Here is a 24,704-nt window from a genome sequence, read left to right on the forward strand (position 1 = left end):
AAAAGAACACCTTCTAAAAGGCCTATTTGTATTATTATATGCCTGCTGTTTGAATCGGTTATTTATGCACAGTCAGGCTTGATTCGGAATACTTGAACCATTATATCAAAGTTGTTGTCCTATCACCATGATAGACAAATGATAAAAGTCTAATAGACCTTTTTATCTATTTTTACCCAACTTCTCCAAAATAATGATATCTGTTATTCCACTAACTCTAGTCTTGGATTATGGCGATAGATTCTTCCAGCTTTTGCTTGATGCTGTTCGTTCATCATAACGTTATCACCGGTAAATCCAATATTAATCTTTAATAGATTGCTGCCTACCCCGTAAATATCTACAGGTACTTTTTGTTCTTCAAACTGCTCGATTCTTTCTTTCTTGAACCCACCGCTAACAACGATTTTGACATGTTGGTAGCCTTCTTCATCCAGCGCTTTTCGGAGTGCAAAGATCAATTCTGGATTGACGCCTCTAGGGTCAAACGAACCTAACACATCAGGATTTCTAAAGAAATATTGATCGACCATCGTTCGCGAAGTATCAACCCTTACCCCTTTTAAAGTCTCTCCAAACTCTCTTGCTACTTTTAAGGCATCTGTTATCACATCATTGTTATAATCAACGAGTGAGATAAGGTCGTCTTCAGGGTATTTTGCATGATAAGCTTTCGTAGCTTCCACTATGTCACCATTGAAAATTTGAATGAGGGCATGTGGCATCGTGCCCATTCCTTTTTTGCCCCACCATTCATTCATTGCATGTGTAGCCTGTGCAGTTGAGCCGCCAATATAAGATGCATAACCATCTCCTGCTTGCTGTGCAAAATGATCATCTCGGTCTCCCATAAAGATGACCGGTTTCTGTACGCCCGATTTGCTAGCAGCTTTCACAACATTATAAACATTCGTTGCAACCGACGTTCTTCTGGCTAGTATTCCATCTATCATACCTTCTAAGAACCCAAAGTTTTGGTAAGGTCCCTTAATCGTCAACACCGTTTCAAACGGAGAGATTTTGTCTCCATCTTTTAAAGAATGGATCTCTAGAGAATCAACATCTTTAGCAAACGTTTTAATAAGAGCGATCGCTTCATCCGAACCGCACAGAACGGCATCACTCTTTTGAAAGAACTGCATGGTTACGATATTATCTGGTTTAAATGATTCTACAATCTCACACGTTTTTAGAAAATAAACAGCAGAGAACCAGCCTTCTCTGATCCGTTCATCAAATTTAAATGTTTTATTTGTGAGCCGCTTGATCTTACCTTGCAGCTTTAATTCTATCTCTTTCATTAAATTACTCCTCATGACTTATTCCAAGGTATAAAAGAAAGGGAACTATTCCCCACACTATAATAGCGAACAAGGCACAATAACTCAAGAAAATCATTTAATAGAGAATTTTAGAGAGCAACCAGAAAGTGAAATAAATGAATAATCGGTCAAATATACCGATATAAAAGCAATTTTGCTGATAAAAGATATTTCCCGCCGATATAATCGGTTTCTTGCCGATATATCTTTATTCTTGCCGATATCCTTACTTTCTACCGAAGTGTAGACTTCACCACTCTGCTTACAAAAGAAGAGCTGATGTAAGGCGTCCCTTACAATCAGCTCTTTCTGATTACTTCATTACTCTACACCACTATATAAACGATTCTCTAGTTCTTCTTGTGTAAGAAGAACATGTCTTGGTTTACTTCCCATCGTTTCAGAGACGAGGCCGAAGCTTTCCATCATATCTACTAATCTTGCTGCACGGTTGTAACCAATTCTAAATCTACGCTGCAAGCTAGAAGAGGATGCTGCACCTACTTCGATTACATAGTAACAAGCTTCTTCAAAAAGCTCGTCTTCTACTTCTGTTGTTTGCTGATGCTGAATCAGTTCTTCACGAGTAAAAAGATATTCCGTCTGATATTCTTCTTTTACGTAACGTGCTACTTCTTCAATTTCTTCATCAGATACGAACGTTCCTTGAATACGAACCGCTTTGTTCGAGCCGTTCTCCATAAAGAGCATATCGCCTCGCCCTAATAACCGTTCTGCACCACTCATATCTAGAATGGTTCGTGAATCTATCGCGGACGATACAGCGAATGCTGTACGAGTTGGTACATTAGCTTTGATCAGTCCTGTGATAACATCTACTGATGGACGCTGTGTTGCAAGAAGAAGATGGATACCACATGCTCTTGCTTTCTGAGCAATTCGGCAGATCGCTTCTTCAACTTCTTGCGGTGATACCATCATAAGATCTGCCAATTCATCAATGACTACAACAATATATGGCATCTTGTTCTTATAATGCTGCTCTTCTTCCATCTTTTGATTGTAACGTTTGATCTCACGTACACCTGTTTTTGCAAACTCTTCATACCGGCGTTCCATTTCTTCAACCGCCCATTTCAAAGCAGCTGTAGCCTCTTTTGCATCTGTGATAACAGGAGTCACTAGATGCGGGATATGATTGTATGGTGCGAGTTCGACCATTTTAGGATCGACAAGTAACAGTCTGACTTCTTCCGGCTTTGCTTTATACAGCAAGCTCACAAGTATAGAATTGATACAAACGCTCTTTCCTGAACCTGTAGCACCTGCTATAAGTCCGTGCGGCATCTTTTGGAGATCTGTTACTACAGGTGCTCCTGAAATGTCTAAACCAAGAGCCACTGTTAAGGAAGAAACTGAATCCTTAAACACATCATCTTCAATGATCTCACGTAAATAAACAGCTCTGCTATGCTGGTTGGGAACTTCTATACCGATTGCATTCTTTCCTGGGATCGGCGCTTCAATTCTTATATCACGAGCAGCGAGGCTAAGTTTTATATCATCTGTAAGGTTTGTAATCTTGTTTACCTTAACGCCTGGAGCGGGTTGAACTTCGAACCTTGTTACGGCAGGGCCTTTTGTCATATGAACTACTTTTGCGTTCACATTAAAGTTATCCAATGTTGATTGAAGTGTGTTCTTTTGTTCGTTTAACCAAAGATCATCATCTTCAAGTGATATCTTCTCTTTATTCAATAATGACATTGGAACAAATAGCTGATTTTTTACAGATTCAGCACTTTGATGAATGTTTAATTCTTTTCTTGCTGTTTGTCTACTTTCTGACTGACGCATTTCTGGATTTGAAACACTGCTTAGTGACTTTCTGTCTTTTTTTAGCATCAGCACATTGAAAGGAACGAATTGACCTCCACTTTTTGGAGCTTCTTTCTTAGGCGGAGTCTGTTCAATGACTACATCTTCTTGTACTTGCTTCTCTGACTTACTTGGGGCTACCTCTTGAACATATTGTGTATCAGGTTTCTCCGCACGTTCATCAGCAGGTTCTGATTCATCAACAGGCTCAATCATTTCATCCTGTTTCTCCACATTTAACGTGTCAGGTGCAACCTCGTGGTCCTCCTCTGACACATACTCTTGGTGTTCGATAACCATTTCAAGCGACTCATTATGCTGTTCTTCTTCAGATGCTACATCCTGACCCAAGATTATTACTTCATCTTCAACCGGTAATTGTTCTGGTTCAACCATACTTTGATTCGAATCTTGAAATTGAGAAATCTCACGCCGAATCTCTTGTGAATCCATCGTGTCTTCTGTTGTTGCAGCTGGAAGAACTTCTTCAACAGTCTTTAAAAGTTCTTCTGTCACAGAATCCTTCTCAGGTATATCTCTACCGATGAACAAGATACCTTCTGGCTTTCTCTTTCCATACCCGTATACAGGAGAAGGTACATCTGTAGGCGTAAACCTTGATTTCACTTCAGGAGTGGTTTCCTTTTGTTCAGGCTTTACCTGTGCATCATTCTTATTTCTTCTCTCATATCCGTAAACAGGCGACGGAACGTTAGATGCTTTGAATGCTTGACGTTTTGGTTCCTGGCTAAAAGTAGTTGATTTAGCTTGAGTTCTTCTGTTGTCTTTTTGAAGAGATCGTTGCTCACGTACAGTGCGCTCATCTCGGTATGGTTTTTCTTCCCTAACAGGGGCTTTATACTGTTGTGTCTCTTTCTGCTGATATGTATGTCGTTGTACAGGTGGTTTTGCCGTTTTTTCATCCGGGATCACAGGAAAACGAAATGGCGCATTCTCTGGATACTTATGCAGCATTTTCGCAGGATGCTGTATATTTGATTGAGACGGTTTTCTCCCATTGTTTACAAAAGGAACCGACCTCGTCTTTTCTGTACTTTCCTTTTTTTCGGTTGCTTGTTGCTTTCTTACTGGCTCTTGGTTTTGCTTTCTCTCATCCTCATAATAGGAATCATCTTCATTTTCATCGTCAAAAAACGTATTCATTAATTTTTTTATCCAACTCATCTTCTCACCTATTTCTGTTGGTTGTTTCTTTATTGTAGCGAAAATAGAAGAGAAACAATAGTCTAAATATTCATCAATAGCACATGCGTCTAAAAAGATAAGAAATAAAAACCACTAGATGATCTAGCGGCTTTTATTATTAATCAATCTGTTGTTTCTTCTTCTACTGGTCTATTCTTGGCTAAAATAAAGACAGGTTCTAGCTCTTTGTTTTCATACATAAACGGTAAAGCCGTGATCGGTACTCGTCCGTTCATAAAAAATTGCATCGCCATCTGAGCCAAGACATCGTATCCTTGCTTATTTTTGATATCTGCAACAATCAATACATCTTGATGTGGTATGGCAACTGCCATTTCTCCGGTAATGTTTTTCTTCATTTCTTCTAAGAACTGAACATTCAGGATTCTGCTCGCATCGTATCCATCGTTATGGTTTAAAAAGAAGAACGTATTTCCCGCAACTTGGTCTTCTTTATAATCTGTTGATAATCGTTTTACATTGAACTTTGCTGCATCAAGTATTTGAGACTTTTCTACCTCCAACGCCTTCATCTTATTATTCGTTAGAAGTTTGTAGGTTTTGCCTAGGTCTAAAGCATAATAAATCCTCGTCTCTGCTGTATGCTCTTGATAGAACAGTTCTTCTCCTTCTGGTGTTTCTGTAGGAAAGGAAGCAGAACGAATGACTGGGAAGATGCGTGATAGGCTATTCGAACTCTCATCTTCATGGGACGCGGCGTTCAATCCTTCTTCAACGTAGTAAACAAGTTTATCGATAAGCTCATCTTTTTCTTTCGACCAGCGCGCACTGAGACCTCCGAGAGATAAAGATACACCTTTACCCGTTAACTTATTCGTAATTCGCAGTGTTTCATCTTCTCTATCATATGAAAATTCTCTGGTTGGACTCATTAGTCTCTCTTGTAACGTTTTCTTTAGTTTAATGGAACTGCTCATATATGAATCCTCCTTTCCTAAACTACGGTTACTCGTAACGTGAAAAACCTCCTAATGGAGGTTTTTGTTCGTTTACTTGCTGTTCTCTTCTTTATATTCTACTACTACTTCTGTTCCTAGTCCGCCACGTGCGTTCCAGTTTCCTACTACTTTTATATACTTTGGTTTAAGCAGCTTCACTAGATCTTCCAAAATACGATTTGTAGCATGCTCTTGATAGATTCCAACATTACGATATGAAGTTAGATAATACTTCAATGACTTCATTTCTACTAGATCTTCATTTGGAATGTAGCTGATGATGATATCAGCAAAGTCCGGAAGACCTGACCAAGGACATACAGATGTAAATTCAGTCGTAGGAATGGTTACCATTGTATCTTTTCCTACATACTCATATGGAATCGTTTCTAATATATCAACGAGGATTACGTTCTCATCTTGGATGTCAAAACGAATTCCTTCATATTTACTGTGATTTACTTCAACTTTAGCCATTAAAAAAACTTCCCTTCACCTAAAAAAATATCATTTTTCGTTATTATAACATACTCTTTTGACCTATTTTGAAGGAATGTTAAGCTCTTCTAAAAAGGCAACAATCTGCTCTTTTGTTTTTCTCTCTTTATTCACATAACGTCCGATCTCTTCGCCGTCCTTAAATGCTAAAAAGCTCGGTATACCAAAAATATCATGCTCTTGACAAAGTTCGATCAGTTCATCACGATCCACATAGACAAATTGATAGCTTGAATATTCTTCTTCAATTTCTGGTAGGATCGGCTTAATTACCACACAATCCGGACACCAATCAGCAGAAAAGACAGCTATTGTAACGTCCTTTTTGATTGTTTCTTTAAATTGTTCGATCGATTTGATATTTTCCATTTAGATCGTCTCCTTATTGATTCAGCTTCATATCGCCAAATTTAATATATCCTTTTTTTCTTAACCATTCTGAAAGTATCAGACTAATGATAATGGGTCCTATAAAATGCAAAATAAATATAGCAAGAAACGTTTCAAAGGTAAAGCCCATCGTCCTGAGCGTCATAATTTGCCCTACGAGGCCACTTGTACCCATCCCTGCTCCGGCTGGAATATTCTCCATTTGAAAATAAAGTGTTCCGATGGGTGCTAATAGGATACCTGCAACTGTTGGCGGAATTAAAATATACGGGTTTCTCACCACATTCGGAAACTGTAGTTTTGATGTTCCGATTCCTTGGGTAAGCCAGCCTCCAAATCCATTTTCCCGGTATGAACTTGTGGCAAACCCTATCATTTGAGCTGCACATCCAATTGTTGCTGCACCAGCGGCTAGACCCTCTAGGCCAAGCATCATCGCAATTGCGGCAGAAGAAATCGGACCTGTTAGTGCAAAGCCAAGCAATAGAGCTACTAATATCCCCATGATCAACGGTCTCTGATCCGTTGACCACATAACAAGCTGACCAAATGCCTTCATGAATTGATCAATTCCTGGTCCGATAAATGTTGCAATCGTAAAACCTGTAAAGATCGTAACTGCAGGTGTGATTAAAATATCAAACTTCGTTTCTTCAGATACTAGCTTTCCGGTTTCTACAGCAATCAACGCTGCTACATAACAACCCGCAACACTCCCTAGATCCGCTCCTGCTGCACCCGCTATACCTGCTGAAAAGATAACGAGTGGAGGTGCTTTTAATCCGTACGCCACTGCCGTACCGATCACTGGACCCATCAAAGTCATCGCTAACTGTCCCATCTCTGTGAAAAATGGAAGCGAGAGTTGCTCACCAATCGTCTTTAGAATCAGTCCTACGATAAGCGATGCCATCAAACCTAGTGCAAAATATTGAAACCCCGTAATAAAATACGTTTTTGGGGATAGACTTACCCCTTTTTTATTTAAAAAATCCCTCATATGAAATGACTCCTTTTGCTGTTCTGTTAAACATGTCCCCCAAACATTATAACTTGTTTTAAACCCATGTAAAGACAGGTGTAAAGCTAATTAGTTTTACATACAATTCTTTTTACTTTGAAACTTAAAATAATTCAAAAAAGACCGATAAAATGGCAGGGGGGAATTCATATGAACATGTCGATACGAAGAAGAGTGCGACTGATGCTTTTCATCAGTTTAGCCGGAATGGTACTATTACTTGCATTTATTGGATTATTTTTATGGCAGAACACCCAAATGGAAGAGGAAAGAGATCAAGTACAACTAACATTACGTTCTAGTAATGATATTCAAAGTACATTTAATGAAGTGCGTAAACTTGAACAAGAGTATTTAAGAGATCCTAGCACAGAGGCTAAAGAAAAAGTTTTAACTTCATTGAATGACTTGCAAAAAGCAACAACTAAAATAGCTAAAGAAACGAACAGTTCTTCAATTAAAGGAATAGAAAAAGACCTGTCTGCTTATCAAACATCGTTTAATTCTGCCACAAGCCTTACCACACAACTTAACTCATTAAAGCAGATGATGACAGAAACATCTAACAACTTTTATGAATCAGTAAAAGCCATGAACGACCAAGCTTTATTGATCACACTGCTGCAGATGCAAACGTATGAAAAAGATGTTCATATTAAGTATGACAGCACGACGGTTGAAAGCTTTAAAGAAAGTGCTCAAACGTTTGATCGTATGTTAGATGAGAAAAACCTGCCTGCTGATCAGTTGTCTACTTTTAAATCAAATTTATTAAAATATACAACCTCTGCAGATACGATCCAATCGATCACAAAAAAGATCGGGGATGATATTTCGACTTTTGAAAAGATCGCTAATGTTGTAGATCAATCAACGAAAGATGCAGAAAGTAACTTGCAGAAGGAAAATGTTGAATTAACGAAAAACCAAAAATCAGTTAAGTTTTGGCTGACGATCAGTTTAATTGGTTTGAGTGTCGTAATCTTATCGATATTAAGTGTGATCGGTGTTTGGCTTCTACGATCGATCCAATCCTCAATTTCGGTACTTAAAGAAGGGGCTGCCATTATTGGTGATGGTGATCTTTCTTATCGTGTAGAGACGAAATCTAAGGATGAAATGGGAGAACTAGCTCAAACCTTTAATCGTATGGCTGAAAAAATGCAAAAATCAATGAACGAAGTAAAAGATGCCGCAGAGAAACTAACGAGTTCATCTCAAAACTTAGCAGCCGTATCAGAAGAAACCACCGCACAAAGTGATGAAGTGACAGAAGCGATCTCTCAAGTAGCTACAGGAGCTCAAAGTCAGGCTGATCATCTGCAAGAATGTACACTTTTGCTTTCTGATGTGACTGGATATATTAAAGAAACGGCTTCGATCAGTGACGAGATTGCTTCTGATGCCATTCAAGCTGAAAACGAAGGAAAAGCAGGATCCAATATCGTCCATCAACTAAATACACATTCTGAGAACTTTTTAGAACTTGCTCAAAGTCTTATTTCAGAAATTCAAGACGCGAGCAAACAATCCAAACAGATTCATTCAATCGTTGAAACGATCCAAGAGATAGCAGGAAGCACTGACCTTCTTGCACTTAATGCAGCCATTGAATCCGCAAGAGCTGGTGAAGCTGGAAGGGGCTTTTCCGTTGTTGCCAGTGAAGTTCGAAAACTTGCTGAGCGTTCTAAAAATGAAGCACTAAGAATTCAGCAGCTAGTAAAATCCATGACATATCAAATGGAACTGTTATCAAAAGAAACAGTGCGCTTTGAGCAATATCGTGTTGATCAAGTTGAATCTGTTCAACAGACAGAAAAAGCGTTTTCAAGCATCATTCAAAATGTTTCTCAAATAAATGGAAGAATCTCTCAAGTAAAAAGTGCGATCGGTCGTGTTGAATCCGCTAATGAAAACTTATCTGAAAAGCTCTTTGAAGTGAGTGCGATATCTGAGGAATCCGTTGCTACAAGTGAACAAGTTAGTGCCTCAAGTATTCACCAAAAAGAAGCCATTCACCAAGTAAACATTGCTGCGACAGAACTGCAAGAAATTGCCCTCACTTTGCAAGAAGAAGTAGACCAATTTTCTTTAGGTGAAAGAGAAAATCTAATCACTGATGAAGAGATAGGATTTATCGATACTTACCATGAAGCAGCAGCAACAGTTGATGATAGTGATGCAGAAGAGCATGATGTTCCATACGATGAGTACAGAGAAGAAATTGAAGCAGAGACAGAAGTAACACCTGATCACCATGTTGACGAAGAGGAAATAGAGGAAGATACGGAGTCTGTTCATTCTTTAGATCGTGAAACTAAAAAAGAAGATTAAGTATAAAAACCCGGTGATCACTCGCCGGGTTTAATAATTTCCACTCAATTGAGTATATTTTCTATGTTCTTTATACGTTTTTGAAAAGTAATGACTCCATGTACCATCCTGTTTTGCAACAAAGTAAAAATAGTTATGCTTTTCGGGATCTGCTGCGGCTTTTAATGAAGATAGATCTGGACTAGAAATCGGCCCTGGCGGCAGACCCTTATTGATATACGTATTGTACGGACTATTAATCTTAATGTCTTTTCTTCTTAATGTTGCTTTTGGTTTTTCTAGCAAGTATTGAACGGTAGAGCAGGATTGCAGCTTCTTCTCTTCTTCTAACCTATTCACAAAAACACCAGCGATCCTACGTTTCTCTTCATTCAAAAGAGCTTCTTGCTCAATAATTGAAGCTAATGTTATCATTTCATAAATTGTTTGATCACTTTTAATTGTAATTTTTGTTGTTTCTTCGATCAGTCTTTCAGTCATTTGATGAATAATTTTATCTGCTTTCATTTTCTTCTCAAGATAATAAGTGTCTGGAAAAAGAAGTCCTTCCACAGCAAACTTTGTATCCGATTCTTTTACTTTCTTGTTTATTCCTAATTGCTCTTGTTGATTATCAGTTAATGTATCCCACGATTTTGCTACTTCAAGAAATTGATTTCTATCCACAATTTCCGCTTTGCTTAATCGATCTGCTATCTCTGTAACTGTCAAACCTTCTGGAATGATCACTTCGATGGCTTCTGTTTCATTTTCCAAAGTAGATAGATCTCGCAGAATCTCTTTATACCCTTTTCCTTGTTTAATCGTATGTTCTCCGGCTATAACTTCACTTTTCTTTCCTGTAACTGTTGCATAAACGGTAAATAAAAATGGGCTTTTAATAAATTCGTTTTCTCTTAAATGATCGGATATCGTTTCAAAATCACTGTTTTCTTTTATAACAAAAGCCTTCTCTGCTGTTCCTTCAGGTGGTGAGACTTCATATACGACCCAGCCAACACACAAAGCGATGAGGACAACAAACAAGATCAGTACTCTTTTCGAATATGAGTTCAAAGTTAAAATCCGCCTAACGTTTTTGTTTCTAATTTCCCCTGATTATCTTTATTCATACAAAAAGGCTGTTAGGTAAGGTATACAAACCTTACTAACAACCTTCGATTGAAAATATACTCTGCAATAGCATCGCGTTTTTAAACTTTTATTTGTTTAAACTGTATATATATTGCCCTAAAAGGATCGTGGAAATATGCAAAAACATCTCACTCCTAGACAGCATGCCACTGGTAAAGACGCCTATCGCTCCATCCTTTTTTCTGATCTCTGGGTCTTTTGTTAAGTCCCCCATCAATGTTCCAAGTTCTTTGCCCTGCTTCAGACCTGCTACGATTACCAATGGAAGTAGAATGCGAGCTCCCGCAGCTGAATAGACGTTCCCATGTTGGTCAGCCACCGCTCCCCAGTTACATAAATACATGCCATCTTCCATCTCCATAACACCGCCTTCAAAACCAATGCCGATGTCCGCTCCTTGCATCACACAATCTCTCGCACGATTGATAGCACCGATCTTGGTTTCCTCATCAGAAAAAGGCTGAGCCGCAACCAGTGAATCAGATGCGTAAGATACGAGTTCAGCATCCTCAAAATGCGTAATAAAAGGATGAGCTGCTTTAATCTTTGCAGGATTAGATGATCCAATTCCAATTTTCATCGTGCGTTCACCCTCAGCTATTTTCTAAGATCGTTCTTAATGTAGATTCATCTGCTGTTTTCACAAGTTTTATAAGCAATTCTTTAGCAGCTGCATAATCGTCAACATGTATCATTGAAGCATGCGTGTGAATATAACGTGAACAGATTCCGATCACCGCAGAAGGTACACCGTTCCCTGAAATATGTACACTGCCAGCATCCGTTCCACCTTGTGAAATAAAATACTGGTAGGGAATCCTATGCGTTTCAGCTGTATCTAGAATATATTCCTTCATTCCACGGTGAGTGACCATCGTTCTGTCTAAAATCCTTAACAACGCACCTTTCCCAAGCTGTCCGAACTCACTTTTATCCCCCATCATGTCATTCGCTGGACTTGCATCTAAAGCGAAAAATAGATCAGGTTGAATTAAGTTAGCTGCTGTTTTCGATCCTCTAAGTCCTACTTCTTCTTGAACCGTAGCACCACTATACAATTCGTTAGGCAACGTTTCATCCTTTAATTCTTTTAATAGTTCAATCGCTAATCCCACACCATAACGATTATCCCATGCTTTAGCCATAATCTTCTTCGGATTGGCCATCGGTGTGAACGGACAGATCGGAACAATTTGCTGCCCGGGTCTTACGCCTAGGTTATGAACTTCTTCATCATTATCTGCACCAATATCTATGTACATATTCTTAATACCCATCGGTCTGTTACGCTGATCGTCGGAAAGAAGATGAGGTGGAGTCGAGCCGATAATACCTGTTATAACATCACCTTTATCCGTATAAATATTTACACGTTGAGCTAACAGAACTTGGCTCCACCAGCCACCTAACTCTTGAAATTTAAGCATGCCGTTCTTCGTAACCTTCGTAACCATGAAACCAACTTCATCCATGTGCCCTGCTACCATAATCTTTGGACCATTCCCTTTTTTGACACCAAAGATGCTGCCAAGACCATCTTGAATAATTTCATCTGATACAGGTTCGATCTCTTTTCGGACAAACTTACGAACATCTCTTTCAAAGCCTGGCGCCCCTGGCAATTCAGTCAATGTTTTAAACAAGTCGAGTGTTTCATTATTCATTTAAAAACAACCCCTTCTAATTAGTCACATGTACATTTTTATTGTACACCTAATAAGAAGGGGTTTTCTATACTTATGAACGTTCTAGATTTCGTAAGTGATCGGATCGACTGCTCCTGCTTCTTTAAAACCTTTTAAACGTAAAACACAGCTGTCACATTGACCGCAAGCTGCCTCTTTCCCATTGTAGCAAGAAGTTGTTAGATCATATGGCACTTCAAGAGAAAGACCTTTTTCAATCGTTTCCTTTTTAGATAAAGAGATCAATGGTGTTTCTACTGAAATATTTTTCCCTGTCACACCCGCTTTTGTTGCTAGATTAATCGTCTCTTCCATGCTCTGAATGAATTCAGGACGACAATCTGGATAGCCGCTAAAATCAACCGCTGAAACGCCGGTATAAACGGCAGTAGCTCCGATAACTTCAGCATAAGCGCTTGCGAGTGATAAGAAAATCATATTTCTAGCAGGCACATACGTTACAGGGATTCCTTCTTCTGCCTCAGTCGGAACATCTACCTTTTCATCAGTAAGGGCACTTCCACCAATATCTTTTAAGAAGGTGAGATCTACAATTCGATGATCTGCTACACCATAAAATTTACCGACTTCAATCGCTTGTTCAACTTCTCGATTATGGCGTTGTCCATAGTGAAAAGTGATCGGATATAAGTCATATCCTTCCGCCTTTGCGATCCCCATACAAGTTGTGCTATCAAGTCCTCCGCTTAAAACAATAACCGCTTTTTTGTTCATGGTTAGACCCCTCTTTCTTCTGGATGCCAGATCACTTTATGAAGCTGAAGACTGAGCTTTGCATTTGGTAGTGGATTCTCCAACAAAAGTTCAACAAGACGTCTCGGAGGCATACTTTCCCATACCGGACTTACACAGATCTGACCATTTCTGTAATGTTCAGAGACTACTTGTTTCGTTATCTCAAAATCGTTCTCTGACCCCACAACAAATTTGATCTCATCTTGGTGCTGAAGCTCTTTGAAATTCTCCATGTGCATCCGTTCCATCTCACCAGATGCTGGGAGCTTGTAATCCATCACGAATCTCATCTTTTTTTGTAAATCATGGTGAGAGTTGCGCAATTGCTCAAATGGCTGTAGATCGATAGCTCCGTTCGTTTCAATGTGGATATCCACAATATGATCCAAGTCAGCCATAGCTAGAAGCAAGGCAGCTGATTTTTCTCGGTGGATTAAAGGCTCTCCACCTGTAAAACAGATTCGTTGTGAACGAAACGTCTTAATCGTATTCACGATCTCTTCAATCGTTGCTTCAAACTCAGGCTTAGCTGGTGCATAACTGTATGTCGTATCACACCACGTGCAACGGAGATTACAATGAAAAACACGTACAAAAACCGTAGGATACCCAGCTTGTAATCCTTCACCTTCTACCGTCTCAAAAATCTCGACCATAGGAACTTTCCAATGTTTCCAAACGTCTTTAGACGGCAGATTAAACATCATCCTTTTCCACCATCCATTCTCTTTTCATGACAGCATAGCTAGTAGGTGTCTCATACAGCTTTAACTCTTCTAACCTGTGACCTTGTTCACTTAGACCTCGTTCGTTTAGTTCAAGATCAATTTGCTCCCAAATCCAAACCACCATATTTTCTGCAGTCGTATTCATCGGCGGAAGAACTTCATTTAAATATCGGTGATCTAGTTTACTGTCGATTGCTGATTTAAAGATTTCTTTTATCTCTCCAAAATCTACGGCAATACCGATTGAATTCACAAATCCGCTCATTGTGATCACTAGTTTGTATGTGTGACCGTGGAGATTTTTACATTTTCCATCATAGCAATGCAGATGATGAGCCGCATCAAACGTAAACTCTTTGCATACTGCAACCCGCTTATTATGGTACTTTAATTGTTCGCTCTTAATGTCGCGACCAAGTATTTGAACATCTGTTGGAATTTTATAAGTCATTCCAGTTCATCCTTTCGAATGGAGCACGAAAACAAAAAAACTCTGCTAAAAACGCAGAGAGTGTAAATGTTCATTCTTCACGCTCCCTAGTTTTGTTTTAAGAGGGGTGGGAATTTCGAACCCTCCATCTTTATCAAGTGTATCTTATCAAAAAAGCCCAAGAAAAAGAAGGCTTTTCTTTGTTATACTGATAAAGAAGAACCAATATGATTTTTAAAAATGAACTTACATAAGGTGGGAATAGTAATGAATTGGAGAAACCTGATTCTAGCAGGCCTCACAGGTGCTGCAATCGGTTATGTTGTTACAAAGAAGCAAACAGAAACCATCACACCAGAAAAAGCTTTAAAACAATTTAAGGAAAAAGCAAGAGATCATTACACAATCTCTGGAGCCTGGATCATGGTTAACTCAGAAGAAAAGAACGTGCACGGCCTTCCATACTCTGTATATAAGGGTGGCTTTTCAAACTCATCACCTGGAAGGGAAGCCTCGCATTACGAATTCTTAATTGATGCTTCAACTGGAAGTCTTTTAGAGCTCATTCAAAAATAAAGGCTGTTTTCTTAAACTTTGTTGCTTTCGGAAATGTTGATTTCCATTCCAGGCTGCTTGCTTTCCACGGTGCAGGCGGTGAGCCACATTCGTACGTTTCACTTTTAAGTGTCTCACCTGTCTAGTTGCAGTGGCTACACCCTCTAGGTAAAAAAAGTTAAATGGTTGTGATGAACAAAATGCCCCTTCAAATCCAAAAACAAACACAAAGTAAAAAAAGCCCTTAGGAAAATAATTTCCTGAGGGCTTTCTTATGGAGATTAACGATATAATTTTGTTTGATCATAAAGATTGTTATCGATCTTGAATTTCGTAGTAAGATACTGACGCTTTTCCCAAACACCTAAAATCAATAAAGGAACGATGATTAGAAGAAATAATAGTCCTGTTACAACGATCCAATCCATATGAGTTCCAAGATCTGATTCGTGTGCTTTTTTATAATCTTTAATTTGAGAGTTTGCTTTAGCTACTGCTGCTTCAGCCAAAAGTTCGTTTTTGTCAGCATCATAGAACACAACTTCTGTGTGATCGAAGTAAAAAATATTATCTCTAACCGTATCATAGTTAGCAATGGCAACTGTTACTTCTGATGCATCTAGTTCTGAGTCTTGATTTGGGTATGTTTCAATGTCTGTTAATGTTAAAGAACCTTTTTTTAAATCTTTGTGCTTACTTTCAATTCCCTTTTCAATCGTCTTCTTCATTTCATCTGTAGCTTGTTCAGCAGATACGAAAGTACCCATTGATAAAAACAGTGCTAAAACGGTAAAAATGGCAACTAACTGTTTTTTCATTTTCAAATCCCCTCTCATTTTTTACCCTTTAAGATATAAATAAAGTTCATCAATACATGCCTCTCATATTTTAACATATCCTGTCGATTTCGACATTCACTTGAAAATGGAAAATATGTGACGGTTTTTTTACATTTTCGGGGAACGTGGAATTCTTTCTGTCATGTCACCTTTTGCATCCCACTTAACAGCACGACAAATACAATCATGATAAAAGAAATACCATGTGTCAGGCTTTATCCATTTCTGTTTTTGAAAGATGGAAGTCATGGGATAATCATCATAAGCCAGCACCCATAGTGGGTTATGATGTGCATGAGTTGGCATGATGTCACCAATGTGATAGAGCTTTTCACCATTCTCTATCGTTAGCTCAATCAGGGAATGACCATCACTATGCCCGCCCGTATGAACCATTCTTATCCCTTCTAGAACATCTATCTCTTCTTTAAACGTCCTTACTTGATGCTGAATAGGTTCCCAATTTTCTTTCCAATATGTATTCTGAGACCTGATATTTGGATTCTTAAGCTCATTCCACTCTGTTTCAGAAGTATAAATAACAGCGTTTTCAAAAACAGGTACTAACTGATCATCTTCCCATCTGGATAGCCCTGAGGCATGATCAAAATGCATATGTGTCATAAGAATAATATCAATATCAGCTGTTGTTAATCCCTCTTTTTCTAAACTTTTTTCAATAAGCGACTCTTCTGTAACGCCATAATTTCTTTTTTGTTTTTCTGTTAATTTCCCATAACCGATTCCAGACTCAATGAGTATGTTCTTTCCTTCAAAACCTTGAACAAGGATGGGTTCAGTTCTAAGTTCTATTTGATTCTTCTCGTTAACAGGGTATTTCCTTTCCCATAGAGCTTTAGGAACGACTCCAAACATAGCACCGCCGTCCATATGTGTGACCCCGCCATCCAACCATGTCAATGTCTTTTTACCAATCTTCCACTGATCCATATTTTTAGTCTCCTTTCTATTTGGATCTCTGTACAAGTGTATCACAAGAAACACAGATCGGATGAAAAGAAAAGACCCAAGCATATGCTTGGGTCTTTATGAACGGAATTGTGCTTCCATTCGGTAAATTCGATATCCTTTTTCAGAGAATTTCTCTTCATATTCTGTCATAACGTTATCTTCCATATCACTCTTATGAAGATCAAGACTTACTTGGTTAAAGAACATGCCATAAGTTGACATGCTATGAAGTGAATACTCGAACAACCCTTGATTATCCGTCTTAAAATGTATTTCACCCGGCTTTTTTAATACCGTTTCGTATCGTTTCAGAAAACTTTCATGCGTTAATCTTCTTTTAGCATGTTTGGATTTTGGCCAAGGATCTGAAAAGTTGAGGTAAACACGCTCAATTTCTCCCGGTTCAAAGTAATCCAGCAAGTGTGATGCATCTGCTCTAATAAGTTTAACGTTTGGTTTTTCGTCTTCTAGAATACGATCCAATGCAGTAATGATGATACTGTCATAAAGCTCCATCCCTAAATAATTTATAGAAGGATTTTGTTTAGCCATACCATTAACAAACTGTCCTTTACCTGTTCCAACTTCAATATGAATCGGATTGTCATTCCCAAAAAAAGAATGCCATTTCCCTTTCATCTTTTCAGGTTCTACTGAAACGTATTCAGGATGGTCGATTAATTTTTCTTTTGCCCAAGGCTTAAATCTTTGACGCATAGTTTCTCCCCACTTTTCACACTTTTATATACGATTTCATTTACCTCATAATAGTTTTAAACGAAGGATATTTTTTAGCATAATCCATAAGCTATGCAATGAAAGGATGTGCAGGAAAAATGCCCTTAAATCACAATGATCAATTGCATATCATAAGAGATCTTCTTCAAGACCATTATACCGATTGTGCTGGTTCACCATCCGAATGTGCTCAATTAGAACGTCTTGCTGCACATTTATTGGAGAACGGCGCAGTTCATGAAGAAGTACGAAACATCTTATCCAACATTAACGAATATAGTCATACAGGCTTTTCACACCAGCATTTAGAAGAGCATATTACCAATCATCGTCCTCACTTAGAATCATGGATCAACACAATTCAAACACATCATCCATATTAAGACACTATTCCCTAGGAAATAGTGTCAGATGGTCTTATATATTGTCAGTGTTAGATCGAACCAGCAAGTTTCTTAATACTTTCTGCAAAATGGGCAGTCTCTTTAGACTGTCCTTTTTCTTTATACCAGAAAAAAGAGCTTATCGTTTGTGCCAAAACATACCAATGCATTCTTCTTTCTAAATCATCATCAAGGGTTTCCCCATAAATCTCGAGCCATTCTTCCCATTTTTCATAAGGGATATAGCTATAGAGAAGCATTCCAAGATCTAATGCAGGATCAGCAATCATCGCTCCATCCCAATCGATTAAATATAATTCATCAGAATCGCTTAGCAGCCAATTGTTATGATTAACATCACAGTGGCATACAACCAAATTATCGACTTCCACTTCAGATGCAGTCTCCATTAAATAAGCAAAGGAATCATTGATGATTTCTAGATAATCTTTTTCTTTACGCATCTGCAATTGTATATCATTTAATAGGTCAACTGGTGTTAACCTTTTTTTCTCTAATCGGTTCATCATGCCAAGCAGTTCTTGAGATCGGTGAATTTTCGCCAAAAGTTCAGCTACATTCTCACTTTTCATATCTGCTGCTTTTAATTCACGGCCGTTTAGCCATTGCTGAGCTGTTATAACATCTCCATTACCTAATCTTTTTGTCCATAAAAGTTTAGGAACAATTCCTTCTGCAGAAAGAACAGCTAAAAACGGAGAGGAATTACGCTTTAAAAACAGTTTTTGGTTCCCATATTCAGCTATATATGCTTCTCCCGTTGCTCCGCCAGCAGGGGAAACCTGCCAATCTTCTCCCAAAATCTGTTCCAAAATGTTCACCTTCTTGTCTAGTTAAGAAATCCGTTTTTTATTAGTTGTTCGTTCAAAAAATTAAAGCTTTTCCGTATCGAATTAAATTACTGCGAAGTCATTATTTTAACACAAAAAATCAAGAAAAGCACTTGATTCTTGATTCTTTACAATTCTAAACAGAATAAAGCAAAGAAAAAGATAACGGTTCTAATCTATACGAATCCTCATTTAATACTACATTATCGTATCTTTCATCTTCAATCGCTATCATCCATCTATGCTGTTCTAAAGGGATGATTATCGGTTTAGTCGTTTGGTTGAAAAGCAATAAAGCTTTGCTCCAATAAGAAGCACCATCTTTTATATCGGTGATAGGAAGGTGGTACTTAAATCCTAAACATCCATCTGGTACATTCCATTCCAAAAGCTCAACAGAGTTATCACGAAAAATAGGCTGTGATTTCCTTATACCTATCAGATGTTTAAAATAATCAACTTCTTTATGAAAGAACTCAACAAGGTTCCAATCGAACGCATTGATATTGTCGGGGAGATTATAGCTGTTCTCTTCACCTTTTTTCGTTCGAAAACATTCTTGCCCCGCATGGATAAATGGAACGCCTTGTGCAAAGATCGTAATCGCTAAAGCAAGCTGTTGTCTCTTCCTTCTCATTACTTCATCTTCGAAGGGGTGCCGAATGTACAAAAGGTCGTACAATGTGTGATTATCGTGACATTCTGTATAATTAATGCTTTGTTCAGCTTTAATAAATTTATCATGCTGACCTGCATAACCCTTCATCACATGACTCATCTGATGTTTGATTCGTTCATCATTATTACCATTAATAAACCCGCTTTGACCCTTAGGAAAGATACTTCCTTTAACATGGTCACGAAACGCATCATTAAAAAATGAATAGGATGGCATCTTCTTAGCAGATGACAGAGAAGCTTTTCTTTCAGGTTCTAAATTCGTATTTAAATCCCAGCCTTCTCCAAGTAAAAACACGCCAGGATTCAAAGATTTTAACTTTTCTGCAGCCTGATTCATCGTTTCAACATCATGAATCCCCATCAGATCGAATCGAAATCCATCCACTTTATATTCACTCATCCAAAAAGTTAGCGCATCTAAGATGAACTTGCGCATCATGTTCCTTTCAGATGCTGTATCATTTCCTACACCCGTTCCATTAACCGGGTTTCCGCCATCGTCATAACGAAAATAATAGCCAGGAACGAGCTTTTCAAGTGATGATTCTTCACGTTTATAGACGTGGTTGTAAACCACATCTAAAATGATCGAGAGCCCATTATGTTGAAGAGTCTGAATCAAAGTTTTTAGCTCTTTTATTCGACAGATCGGGTCATAAGGATTTGTAGCATACGATCCTTCAGGAGAGAAGAAATGAACCGGATCATATCCCCAATTGTACGCTGAATCTGGCCTTGTTTCATCAACGCTTCCAAAGTCTGCTACTGGCAACAACTGAACATGAGTAACACCAAGACTTTTTATATACTCTAATCCCGTATGAAATCCATTGGATGTTTTTGTCCCTTGTTCTGTTAATCCTAAATACTTTCCTTTATTTAAGACACCACTATCAGAATGAATCGTTAAATCCCGAATATGAACTTCATAGATGATACTGTCTGTTTTTGAACGAAGGTTTATCTTTTTTTCTGATCGATTCCATCCGTCAGGATCTGTCTCAGGTAGATGGATGACAACCGAATGAACTCCGTTTGCAGTAATCGACCTCGAATAAGGATCTGTTGTTTCTATCCATTCATGATTTACGTTTACGACAAACATATATTCTGTAAGATGGTGATTTCCGTCTAACGTAGCTTGCCATACTCCTCTTTCAGACCGTGACATGTTTTGTTCAACAAAGGTATTAGAATGTTTGGTTTTATACTTAAGTATCATCGCAAAGGCAACGGGAGACCAAACTTTAAATGTCGTACTCTCTGGTGTGTAATTCGCTCCAAGACTACTGTCATCATAATAGAGGCTATCGAACTTTTCGGTCCGTACAATGCTACCGATCATTAAAGGGATCTTTGTATCGTTATATGTGACCCAATATCGGTTTTTTAAATCAATGGGCGTTCTCGTTCTGCATTTGTAGATCACTTGATTATGATAATGTTCTTGTTTATCGATGGTTAATGGCTGCAATACCTTCTTATCATCTACCAATGAAAGTGACGGGATGATTGAAAAAGGGTTACAGACTACAATGGTTATCATAGAAAAATCATCGATATATGCCGACATTGAAATATGATCAACTTTCATTGACCTCACCCCTTTTTATCGCTATTACATCATATTGAACTTAAAATGAATTTGTTATTCCTATCTATGAAAAAGAGGCCTATCCTAAAAGTAAGATAGGATTACTTTAGGCGGCCTCACGCATTTGGCGAAGATAACTAACAGAAGTTTTTTATCTTCACTCCGCATTTAAATACTTATTCTTCATGATTCTCCCTACAATAACGATTGCCGCATAAACGATGACAGGTACAACAATCCCAAGAATAAGCTGGTCATTGGTTACATCTAAAATCCATTTCTTCAAACCTGACTTCTTTTCGATCAACATAACCCAAAGGAAGGCAAATAGAGCAATATTAAAAAAATCTGTCCATTTCATTTTTATTCCCCACTCGTTTTTAAAATTATATTTTAACTGAAACCGTACCTGGTTGAACTTCAATACGAACCGGAGTGGTTCCTTTGTACTCACCATCGGCATGAATGGCTACTGATTTACGTGTTATCACTTCAATCTCTTTTCCTATAAACTGAGAAACTCCTTGTACGTTAACATGACCACCCCAAAATACAGAAACAAAGAGCAATAAAAGTTTGAATAGAGATAGATCATGCACAATACAAACATCTAAAACTCCATCATTACACTTTGCGGAAGGACAAATTTTCATACCCCCTCCATAATAGGGCATGTTACCAACAGCTACAAGCCAGACATTGCTAAACTGATGTTCATGTCCATCGATTCTGATTTCCATGGAATCTGGTACATAAAATTTTAAAACCTTAAACAATGTAAAAACATAGGCAAGAGAACCTAATTTCAGCTTATGTAAATACTTTTTGTATGTCGCTTCATTTGTAAACTTTGCGACTTCTCCATCCAAACCAATACCAACGGCACTTATAAAAGACTGGATCTTATTGCTTCTTCCTAAAAGCTGAATACTTCCGGAGTCAGTCTTGGCCGTTCGATTGCGTTTAAGATATAGAAGTTGTTTTTTTACCCCTTTAACATCTTTCGTTAAAACACGAACGATATCATTACCAGATCCTCCAGATATAAACCCTAAAGGAATGCTAGGGTTCTCTTTCATACCATTTATAACTTCATGGACCGTACCGTCTCCACCAACTGCAATAACAGCTTTAATATCATCTTTGTTTATGTATGTAATCTTCTTCGCAATTTCTGTGGCATGACCGCTATACTCTGTATAAAACGTTCGGTAGCTTATCGATTCCTTGTCCATTACATTTTTTAAATGATCAAATGTTTGAATCGCTTTTGCGTTGTTTGCGTTAATGATAAAGAAATATTTTTTCATTCCGTGCGTCCTCGATTTATGTTTTTAAAAGTAATTCGACAAAATCTCTCAAATACCTTCAAAATGAATCTCAGACTCACTGGATAAAGGATCTTTTCTGTATAGAGAATTCGTTACACCTAATTTTAAGAGATCAGACACAAATTTTAATTGCAGTCCTTTAATCGGTGCCGGATTTTGTTGAAGAAGTGCATGCCATTCATTAAAATTGCGTTTATCTACATAGCTCACTCTTCTCCAATCACTCGTAAAATCAACAAAGGCATCCGGTGCAACAATACACGCTTTTAATGACAGCTGTTTTTGATAAGGTTCCCAAGCTTCTCGAACGAATGATTGCATGCGTTCGAGTCGAATAAATGGACTCAAGACGGTTTCTTTCTGCTCATCTCGAACATTTTTCCAGAAACGTTTATTTTCAGCTTCTTGCCAAATTCCTTCTCCATTCATCCAAACGATCAGCCATACCTCTGTGGGTCCTACCAAAATTATATTTAGTTCCACTCCTGTATTCTTCACTTGAAAGACAGGTTCATAGAACAAAAAGTAATTATCAGGAATTCCTTGAATGAGTAACTTTAGTGTTTCATCATGGAGGTATTTATTATCCCAGTTTGAAATCTCTTTTACAGTCGAAGTGGCCCAGTTCATCTGATGATGAAATAATTTTTCCCGAAATTCTTGATGAGATTTCTTACGATTTTCTGTTCCATATTGTTGTTGAAATGCCCTCCAGCGATTTTCTTTAATCCGCATAAATAACGATTGATAATGATGCAAATTATTTTCGTATCTTGATACATAATCAAGTAATTTTACAAGCTGCGCCATTCGAACTCCTTTCTTTTCATCACTCTATACCGAATAAGAGTGTAAAACATGGTATTTGGGCTGTTTCTCTATATGTGTTTCATAGATAACCACTTCATCAGCTTGGAATCGAATGTTTTCACCGTATCGTCTCCACCACTGCTGAGAATTCAGGGGATTACAGTCTGACTCTATATGTTTCCGTGCAAGCGTTATATGCGGGGCATAAGGTCTTTTATCAAGTTGAAAACCTACCTCTTCACATACATAAGCCACTTGTTTTTGCAGAGTATATAAACAGTATTCTTCTTCAACACCTGCCCAAAAGATCCTTGGATGTTGTTCGTTTCCGAAAAAGCCAAATTGGTTTATTTGTAGTGAAAAACCACCCTCTGTTATACTCATTTTTTCGTTAAGTAATTCTTGCAGTTTTTGAAGCTGTTCTAACGAAGCAGCACCTAGAAAAGCTAAAGTGATATGAAAGTCATCAGGATGTACCCATGTTTTAAAATGATGTTCATTCCTTATAAGATTGCATATATTCGCAAGCTTTGTTTTGGTCTCATCAGGAAGCTTTAGTGCCAAAAAATAATGTCTTTGCATACTTCTCACACACCTTCATTTATTTTATCAAAGAATACATGGATTCATCTGCTTTTTTCCCGCGTGACTTATTTGTTATAATCGAATCAGCAAGAAAAAGGAGTGCAGTTTATGAGAGTTGTTACAAATATCGCGGAATTAATCGGTGATACACCTATCGTAAAGTTAAACCGCCTTCCTCATCAAGAGGGAGCAGATGTATATGTGAAGCTAGAGTATTACAACCCTAGTCGAAGCCTTAAAGACCGCGCTGCCTATAATATGATCGTTGATGCAGAACAGAAAGGTCTCTTAAAAGAAGGCTCTACCATTATAGAACCTACTTCAGGAAATACAGGGATCGGACTCGCTATGAATGCGGCCGCTAGAGGTTATTCTTCCATTATTGTGATGCCTGATACGATGACAGAAGAAAGAATTAATCTTTTAAAAGCATATGGAGCAAAAGTGGTGCTAACTCCTGGTGATGAAAAGATGCCTGGAGCAATTAAAAAAGCCAGAGAGCTTGCAGAGGAAATTCCAAACAGCTATATGCCTATGCAATTTGAGAACCCTTCAAACCCTGATGCACACAGAGGAAGCACAGCGATTGAGATTAAAGAAGCCATCGAAGAGTTAAACAAGCCCTTTACTGCTTTTATCGCACCCGCTGGTACAGGAGGAACGATAACAGGTACGGGTGAACAGCTTAAAACATTTTTTCCAAATTTAACTGTTCATGTTGTAGAACCAAAAGGGTCTCCTGTTCTTTCGGGAGGAAAGCCCGGGAAACATAAATTAGTAGGAACAAGTCCTGGTTTCATCCCACCAATCTTAAATCAAGAGGTCTATGATGAGATTGTTCAAGTTAATGATGAAGACGCGTATACGATCACAAGACGTCTTGCTTCAGAAGAAGGGATCTTGGTCGGTCCATCATCAGGAGCAGCTGTATATGCCGCTTTAAAAATTGCAGAAAAACGCAAAAAAGGTGAAGTCGTAATCTGTATGACGTGTGATTCAGGCGAACGTTATTTATCGAGTGATCTGTTTCAATTTGAATAAATGACAAAAGCATCCCAAACAG

25 protein-coding genes are annotated in these 24,704 nt (G+C 38.2%); 4 read left to right on the top strand and 21 right to left on the bottom strand.

What is annotated here, in order from left to right; genetic code table 11:
- Positions 1 to 203: 203 nt before the first annotated feature.
- The 6 genes from IHV09_RS16995 to IHV09_RS17020 all read right to left on the bottom strand — a co-directional run bounded on the left by IHV09_RS16995 (position 204) and on the right by IHV09_RS17020 (position 7,214).
- Entirely contained in the window at positions 204 to 1,301 is a 1,098-nt protein-coding gene (locus tag IHV09_RS16995; protein ID WP_191751972.1) for a nicotinate phosphoribosyltransferase, read from the bottom strand.
- Positions 1,302 to 1,643: 342 nt separating this feature from the next.
- On the bottom strand, positions 1,644 to 4,346 hold the full coding sequence (locus tag IHV09_RS17000) for a DNA translocase FtsK (protein ID WP_197265012.1): 2,703 nt from the start codon (positions 4,344 to 4,346) through the stop codon (positions 1,644 to 1,646).
- Positions 4,347 to 4,489: 143 nt separating this feature from the next.
- Positions 4,490 to 5,305 (bottom strand): DUF1444 family protein, encoded by an 816-nt coding sequence (locus IHV09_RS17005; protein ID WP_197189592.1) that lies wholly within the window; start codon positions 5,303 to 5,305, stop codon positions 4,490 to 4,492.
- 72 nt (positions 5,306 to 5,377) lie between these two features.
- Positions 5,378 to 5,803, bottom strand: a complete 426-nt coding sequence (gene queF / locus IHV09_RS17010) for a preQ(1) synthase (RefSeq protein WP_066396893.1) — start codon at positions 5,801 to 5,803, stop codon at positions 5,378 to 5,380.
- Positions 5,804 to 5,866: 63 nt separating this feature from the next.
- On the bottom strand, positions 5,867 to 6,193 hold the full coding sequence (locus IHV09_RS17015; protein ID WP_197189593.1) for a thioredoxin family protein: 327 nt from the start codon (positions 6,191 to 6,193) through the stop codon (positions 5,867 to 5,869).
- A gap of 13 nt (positions 6,194 to 6,206) precedes the next feature.
- A complete protein-coding gene (locus IHV09_RS17020; protein ID WP_197131703.1) occupies positions 6,207 to 7,214 on the bottom strand; it encodes a PTS transporter subunit IIC in 1,008 nt (335 codons plus the stop codon).
- Positions 7,215 to 7,385: 171 nt separating this feature from the next.
- Between IHV09_RS17020 and IHV09_RS17025 the strand changes: the two genes are divergently transcribed.
- Positions 7,386 to 9,569: a methyl-accepting chemotaxis protein gene (locus IHV09_RS17025; protein WP_197265013.1), complete on the top strand. Its 2,184-nt coding sequence runs from the start codon at positions 7,386 to 7,388 to the stop codon at positions 9,567 to 9,569.
- Between the two features lie 30 nt (positions 9,570 to 9,599).
- Here the strand turns inward: IHV09_RS17025 and mltG are convergent, their stop codons facing one another.
- From mltG to queD, 6 genes are all read right to left on the bottom strand, one after another.
- A complete protein-coding gene (mltG, locus tag IHV09_RS17030) occupies positions 9,600 to 10,625 on the bottom strand; it encodes an endolytic transglycosylase MltG (RefSeq protein ID WP_197265014.1) in 1,026 nt (341 codons plus the stop codon).
- Between the two features lie 145 nt (positions 10,626 to 10,770).
- Positions 10,771 to 11,283, bottom strand: a complete 513-nt coding sequence (locus IHV09_RS17035) for a DUF84 family protein (RefSeq protein WP_197265015.1) — start codon at positions 11,281 to 11,283, stop codon at positions 10,771 to 10,773.
- Positions 11,284 to 11,296: 13 nt separating this feature from the next.
- A complete protein-coding gene (locus IHV09_RS17040) occupies positions 11,297 to 12,367 on the bottom strand; it encodes a M42 family metallopeptidase (protein WP_197189597.1) in 1,071 nt (356 codons plus the stop codon).
- A gap of 84 nt (positions 12,368 to 12,451) precedes the next feature.
- Positions 12,452 to 13,123 carry a 7-cyano-7-deazaguanine synthase QueC gene (gene queC / locus IHV09_RS17045; protein WP_197265016.1) on the bottom strand — a complete coding sequence of 224 codons (672 nt, stop codon included), beginning with the start codon at positions 13,121 to 13,123 and terminating at the stop codon, positions 12,452 to 12,454.
- A gap of 2 nt (positions 13,124 to 13,125) precedes the next feature.
- Complete coding sequence (locus IHV09_RS17050; protein WP_197189599.1) at positions 13,126 to 13,851, bottom strand: 7-carboxy-7-deazaguanine synthase QueE; 726 nt, start codon at positions 13,849 to 13,851, stop codon at positions 13,126 to 13,128.
- Positions 13,841 to 14,323, bottom strand: a complete 483-nt coding sequence (gene queD, locus IHV09_RS17055) for a 6-carboxytetrahydropterin synthase QueD (RefSeq protein ID WP_197131718.1) — start codon at positions 14,321 to 14,323, stop codon at positions 13,841 to 13,843. Before queD ends, IHV09_RS17050 begins: the two co-directional genes overlap by 11 nt.
- Before the next feature lie 246 nt (positions 14,324 to 14,569).
- On the opposite strand from queD, the gene IHV09_RS17060 reads away from it, so the two are divergent.
- Positions 14,570 to 14,878, top strand: a complete 309-nt coding sequence (locus tag IHV09_RS17060) for a PepSY domain-containing protein (RefSeq protein ID WP_197131720.1) — start codon at positions 14,570 to 14,572, stop codon at positions 14,876 to 14,878.
- Positions 14,879 to 15,138: 260 nt separating this feature from the next.
- Here the strand turns inward: IHV09_RS17060 and IHV09_RS17065 are convergent, their stop codons facing one another.
- The 3 genes from IHV09_RS17065 to trmB all read right to left on the bottom strand — a co-directional run bounded on the left by IHV09_RS17065 (position 15,139) and on the right by trmB (position 17,385).
- On the bottom strand, positions 15,139 to 15,675 hold the full coding sequence (locus tag IHV09_RS17065) for a hypothetical protein (RefSeq protein ID WP_197131722.1): 537 nt from the start codon (positions 15,673 to 15,675) through the stop codon (positions 15,139 to 15,141).
- A 129-nt stretch (positions 15,676 to 15,804) separates the two neighbouring features.
- Positions 15,805 to 16,647 (bottom strand): YtnP family quorum-quenching lactonase, encoded by an 843-nt coding sequence (locus IHV09_RS17070; protein ID WP_197265017.1) that lies wholly within the window; start codon positions 16,645 to 16,647, stop codon positions 15,805 to 15,807.
- Between the two features lie 96 nt (positions 16,648 to 16,743).
- Complete coding sequence (trmB, locus tag IHV09_RS17075) at positions 16,744 to 17,385, bottom strand: tRNA (guanosine(46)-N7)-methyltransferase TrmB (RefSeq protein WP_197189602.1); 642 nt, start codon at positions 17,383 to 17,385, stop codon at positions 16,744 to 16,746.
- Positions 17,386 to 17,504: 119 nt separating this feature from the next.
- Here trmB and IHV09_RS17080 point away from each other — a divergent pair, with 119 nt between their 5' ends.
- Complete coding sequence (locus tag IHV09_RS17080) at positions 17,505 to 17,789, top strand: YtzH-like family protein (RefSeq protein WP_186320458.1); 285 nt, start codon at positions 17,505 to 17,507, stop codon at positions 17,787 to 17,789.
- Positions 17,790 to 17,839: 50 nt separating this feature from the next.
- Here IHV09_RS17080 and IHV09_RS17085 read toward each other — a convergent pair whose 3' ends face one another.
- From IHV09_RS17085 to thpR, 6 genes are all read right to left on the bottom strand, one after another.
- Positions 17,840 to 18,622 carry a phosphotransferase family protein gene (locus IHV09_RS17085; RefSeq protein ID WP_197131728.1) on the bottom strand — a complete coding sequence of 261 codons (783 nt, stop codon included), beginning with the start codon at positions 18,620 to 18,622 and terminating at the stop codon, positions 17,840 to 17,842.
- Between the two features lie 154 nt (positions 18,623 to 18,776).
- Positions 18,777 to 20,915, bottom strand: a complete 2,139-nt coding sequence (gene pulA, locus IHV09_RS17090; RefSeq protein WP_197265018.1) for a type I pullulanase — start codon at positions 20,913 to 20,915, stop codon at positions 18,777 to 18,779.
- 157 nt (positions 20,916 to 21,072) lie between these two features.
- Positions 21,073 to 21,276, bottom strand: a complete 204-nt coding sequence (locus tag IHV09_RS17095; RefSeq protein ID WP_197265019.1) for a hypothetical protein — start codon at positions 21,274 to 21,276, stop codon at positions 21,073 to 21,075.
- A 25-nt stretch (positions 21,277 to 21,301) separates the two neighbouring features.
- Complete coding sequence (locus IHV09_RS17100; protein ID WP_197265020.1) at positions 21,302 to 22,225, bottom strand: diacylglycerol/lipid kinase family protein; 924 nt, start codon at positions 22,223 to 22,225, stop codon at positions 21,302 to 21,304.
- Positions 22,226 to 22,273: 48 nt separating this feature from the next.
- On the bottom strand, positions 22,274 to 23,056 hold the full coding sequence (locus IHV09_RS17105) for a hypothetical protein (protein WP_197193629.1): 783 nt from the start codon (positions 23,054 to 23,056) through the stop codon (positions 22,274 to 22,276).
- Between the two features lie 24 nt (positions 23,057 to 23,080).
- Positions 23,081 to 23,638: an RNA 2',3'-cyclic phosphodiesterase gene (gene thpR / locus IHV09_RS17110; RefSeq protein ID WP_197265021.1), complete on the bottom strand. Its 558-nt coding sequence runs from the start codon at positions 23,636 to 23,638 to the stop codon at positions 23,081 to 23,083.
- 111 nt (positions 23,639 to 23,749) lie between these two features.
- Between thpR and cysK the strand changes: the two genes are divergently transcribed.
- The gene (gene cysK, locus IHV09_RS17115; RefSeq protein WP_197131743.1) at positions 23,750 to 24,682 is read left to right on the top strand and encodes a cysteine synthase A; all 933 of its coding nucleotides are present in this window, start codon (positions 23,750 to 23,752) and stop codon (positions 24,680 to 24,682) included.
- Positions 24,683 to 24,704 lie beyond the last annotated feature (22 nt).

It is taken from the genome of Fictibacillus sp. 23RED33 (genome assembly GCF_015903925.1).
Lineage (GTDB): Bacteria > Bacillota > Bacilli > Bacillales > Fictibacillaceae > Fictibacillus > Fictibacillus phosphorivorans.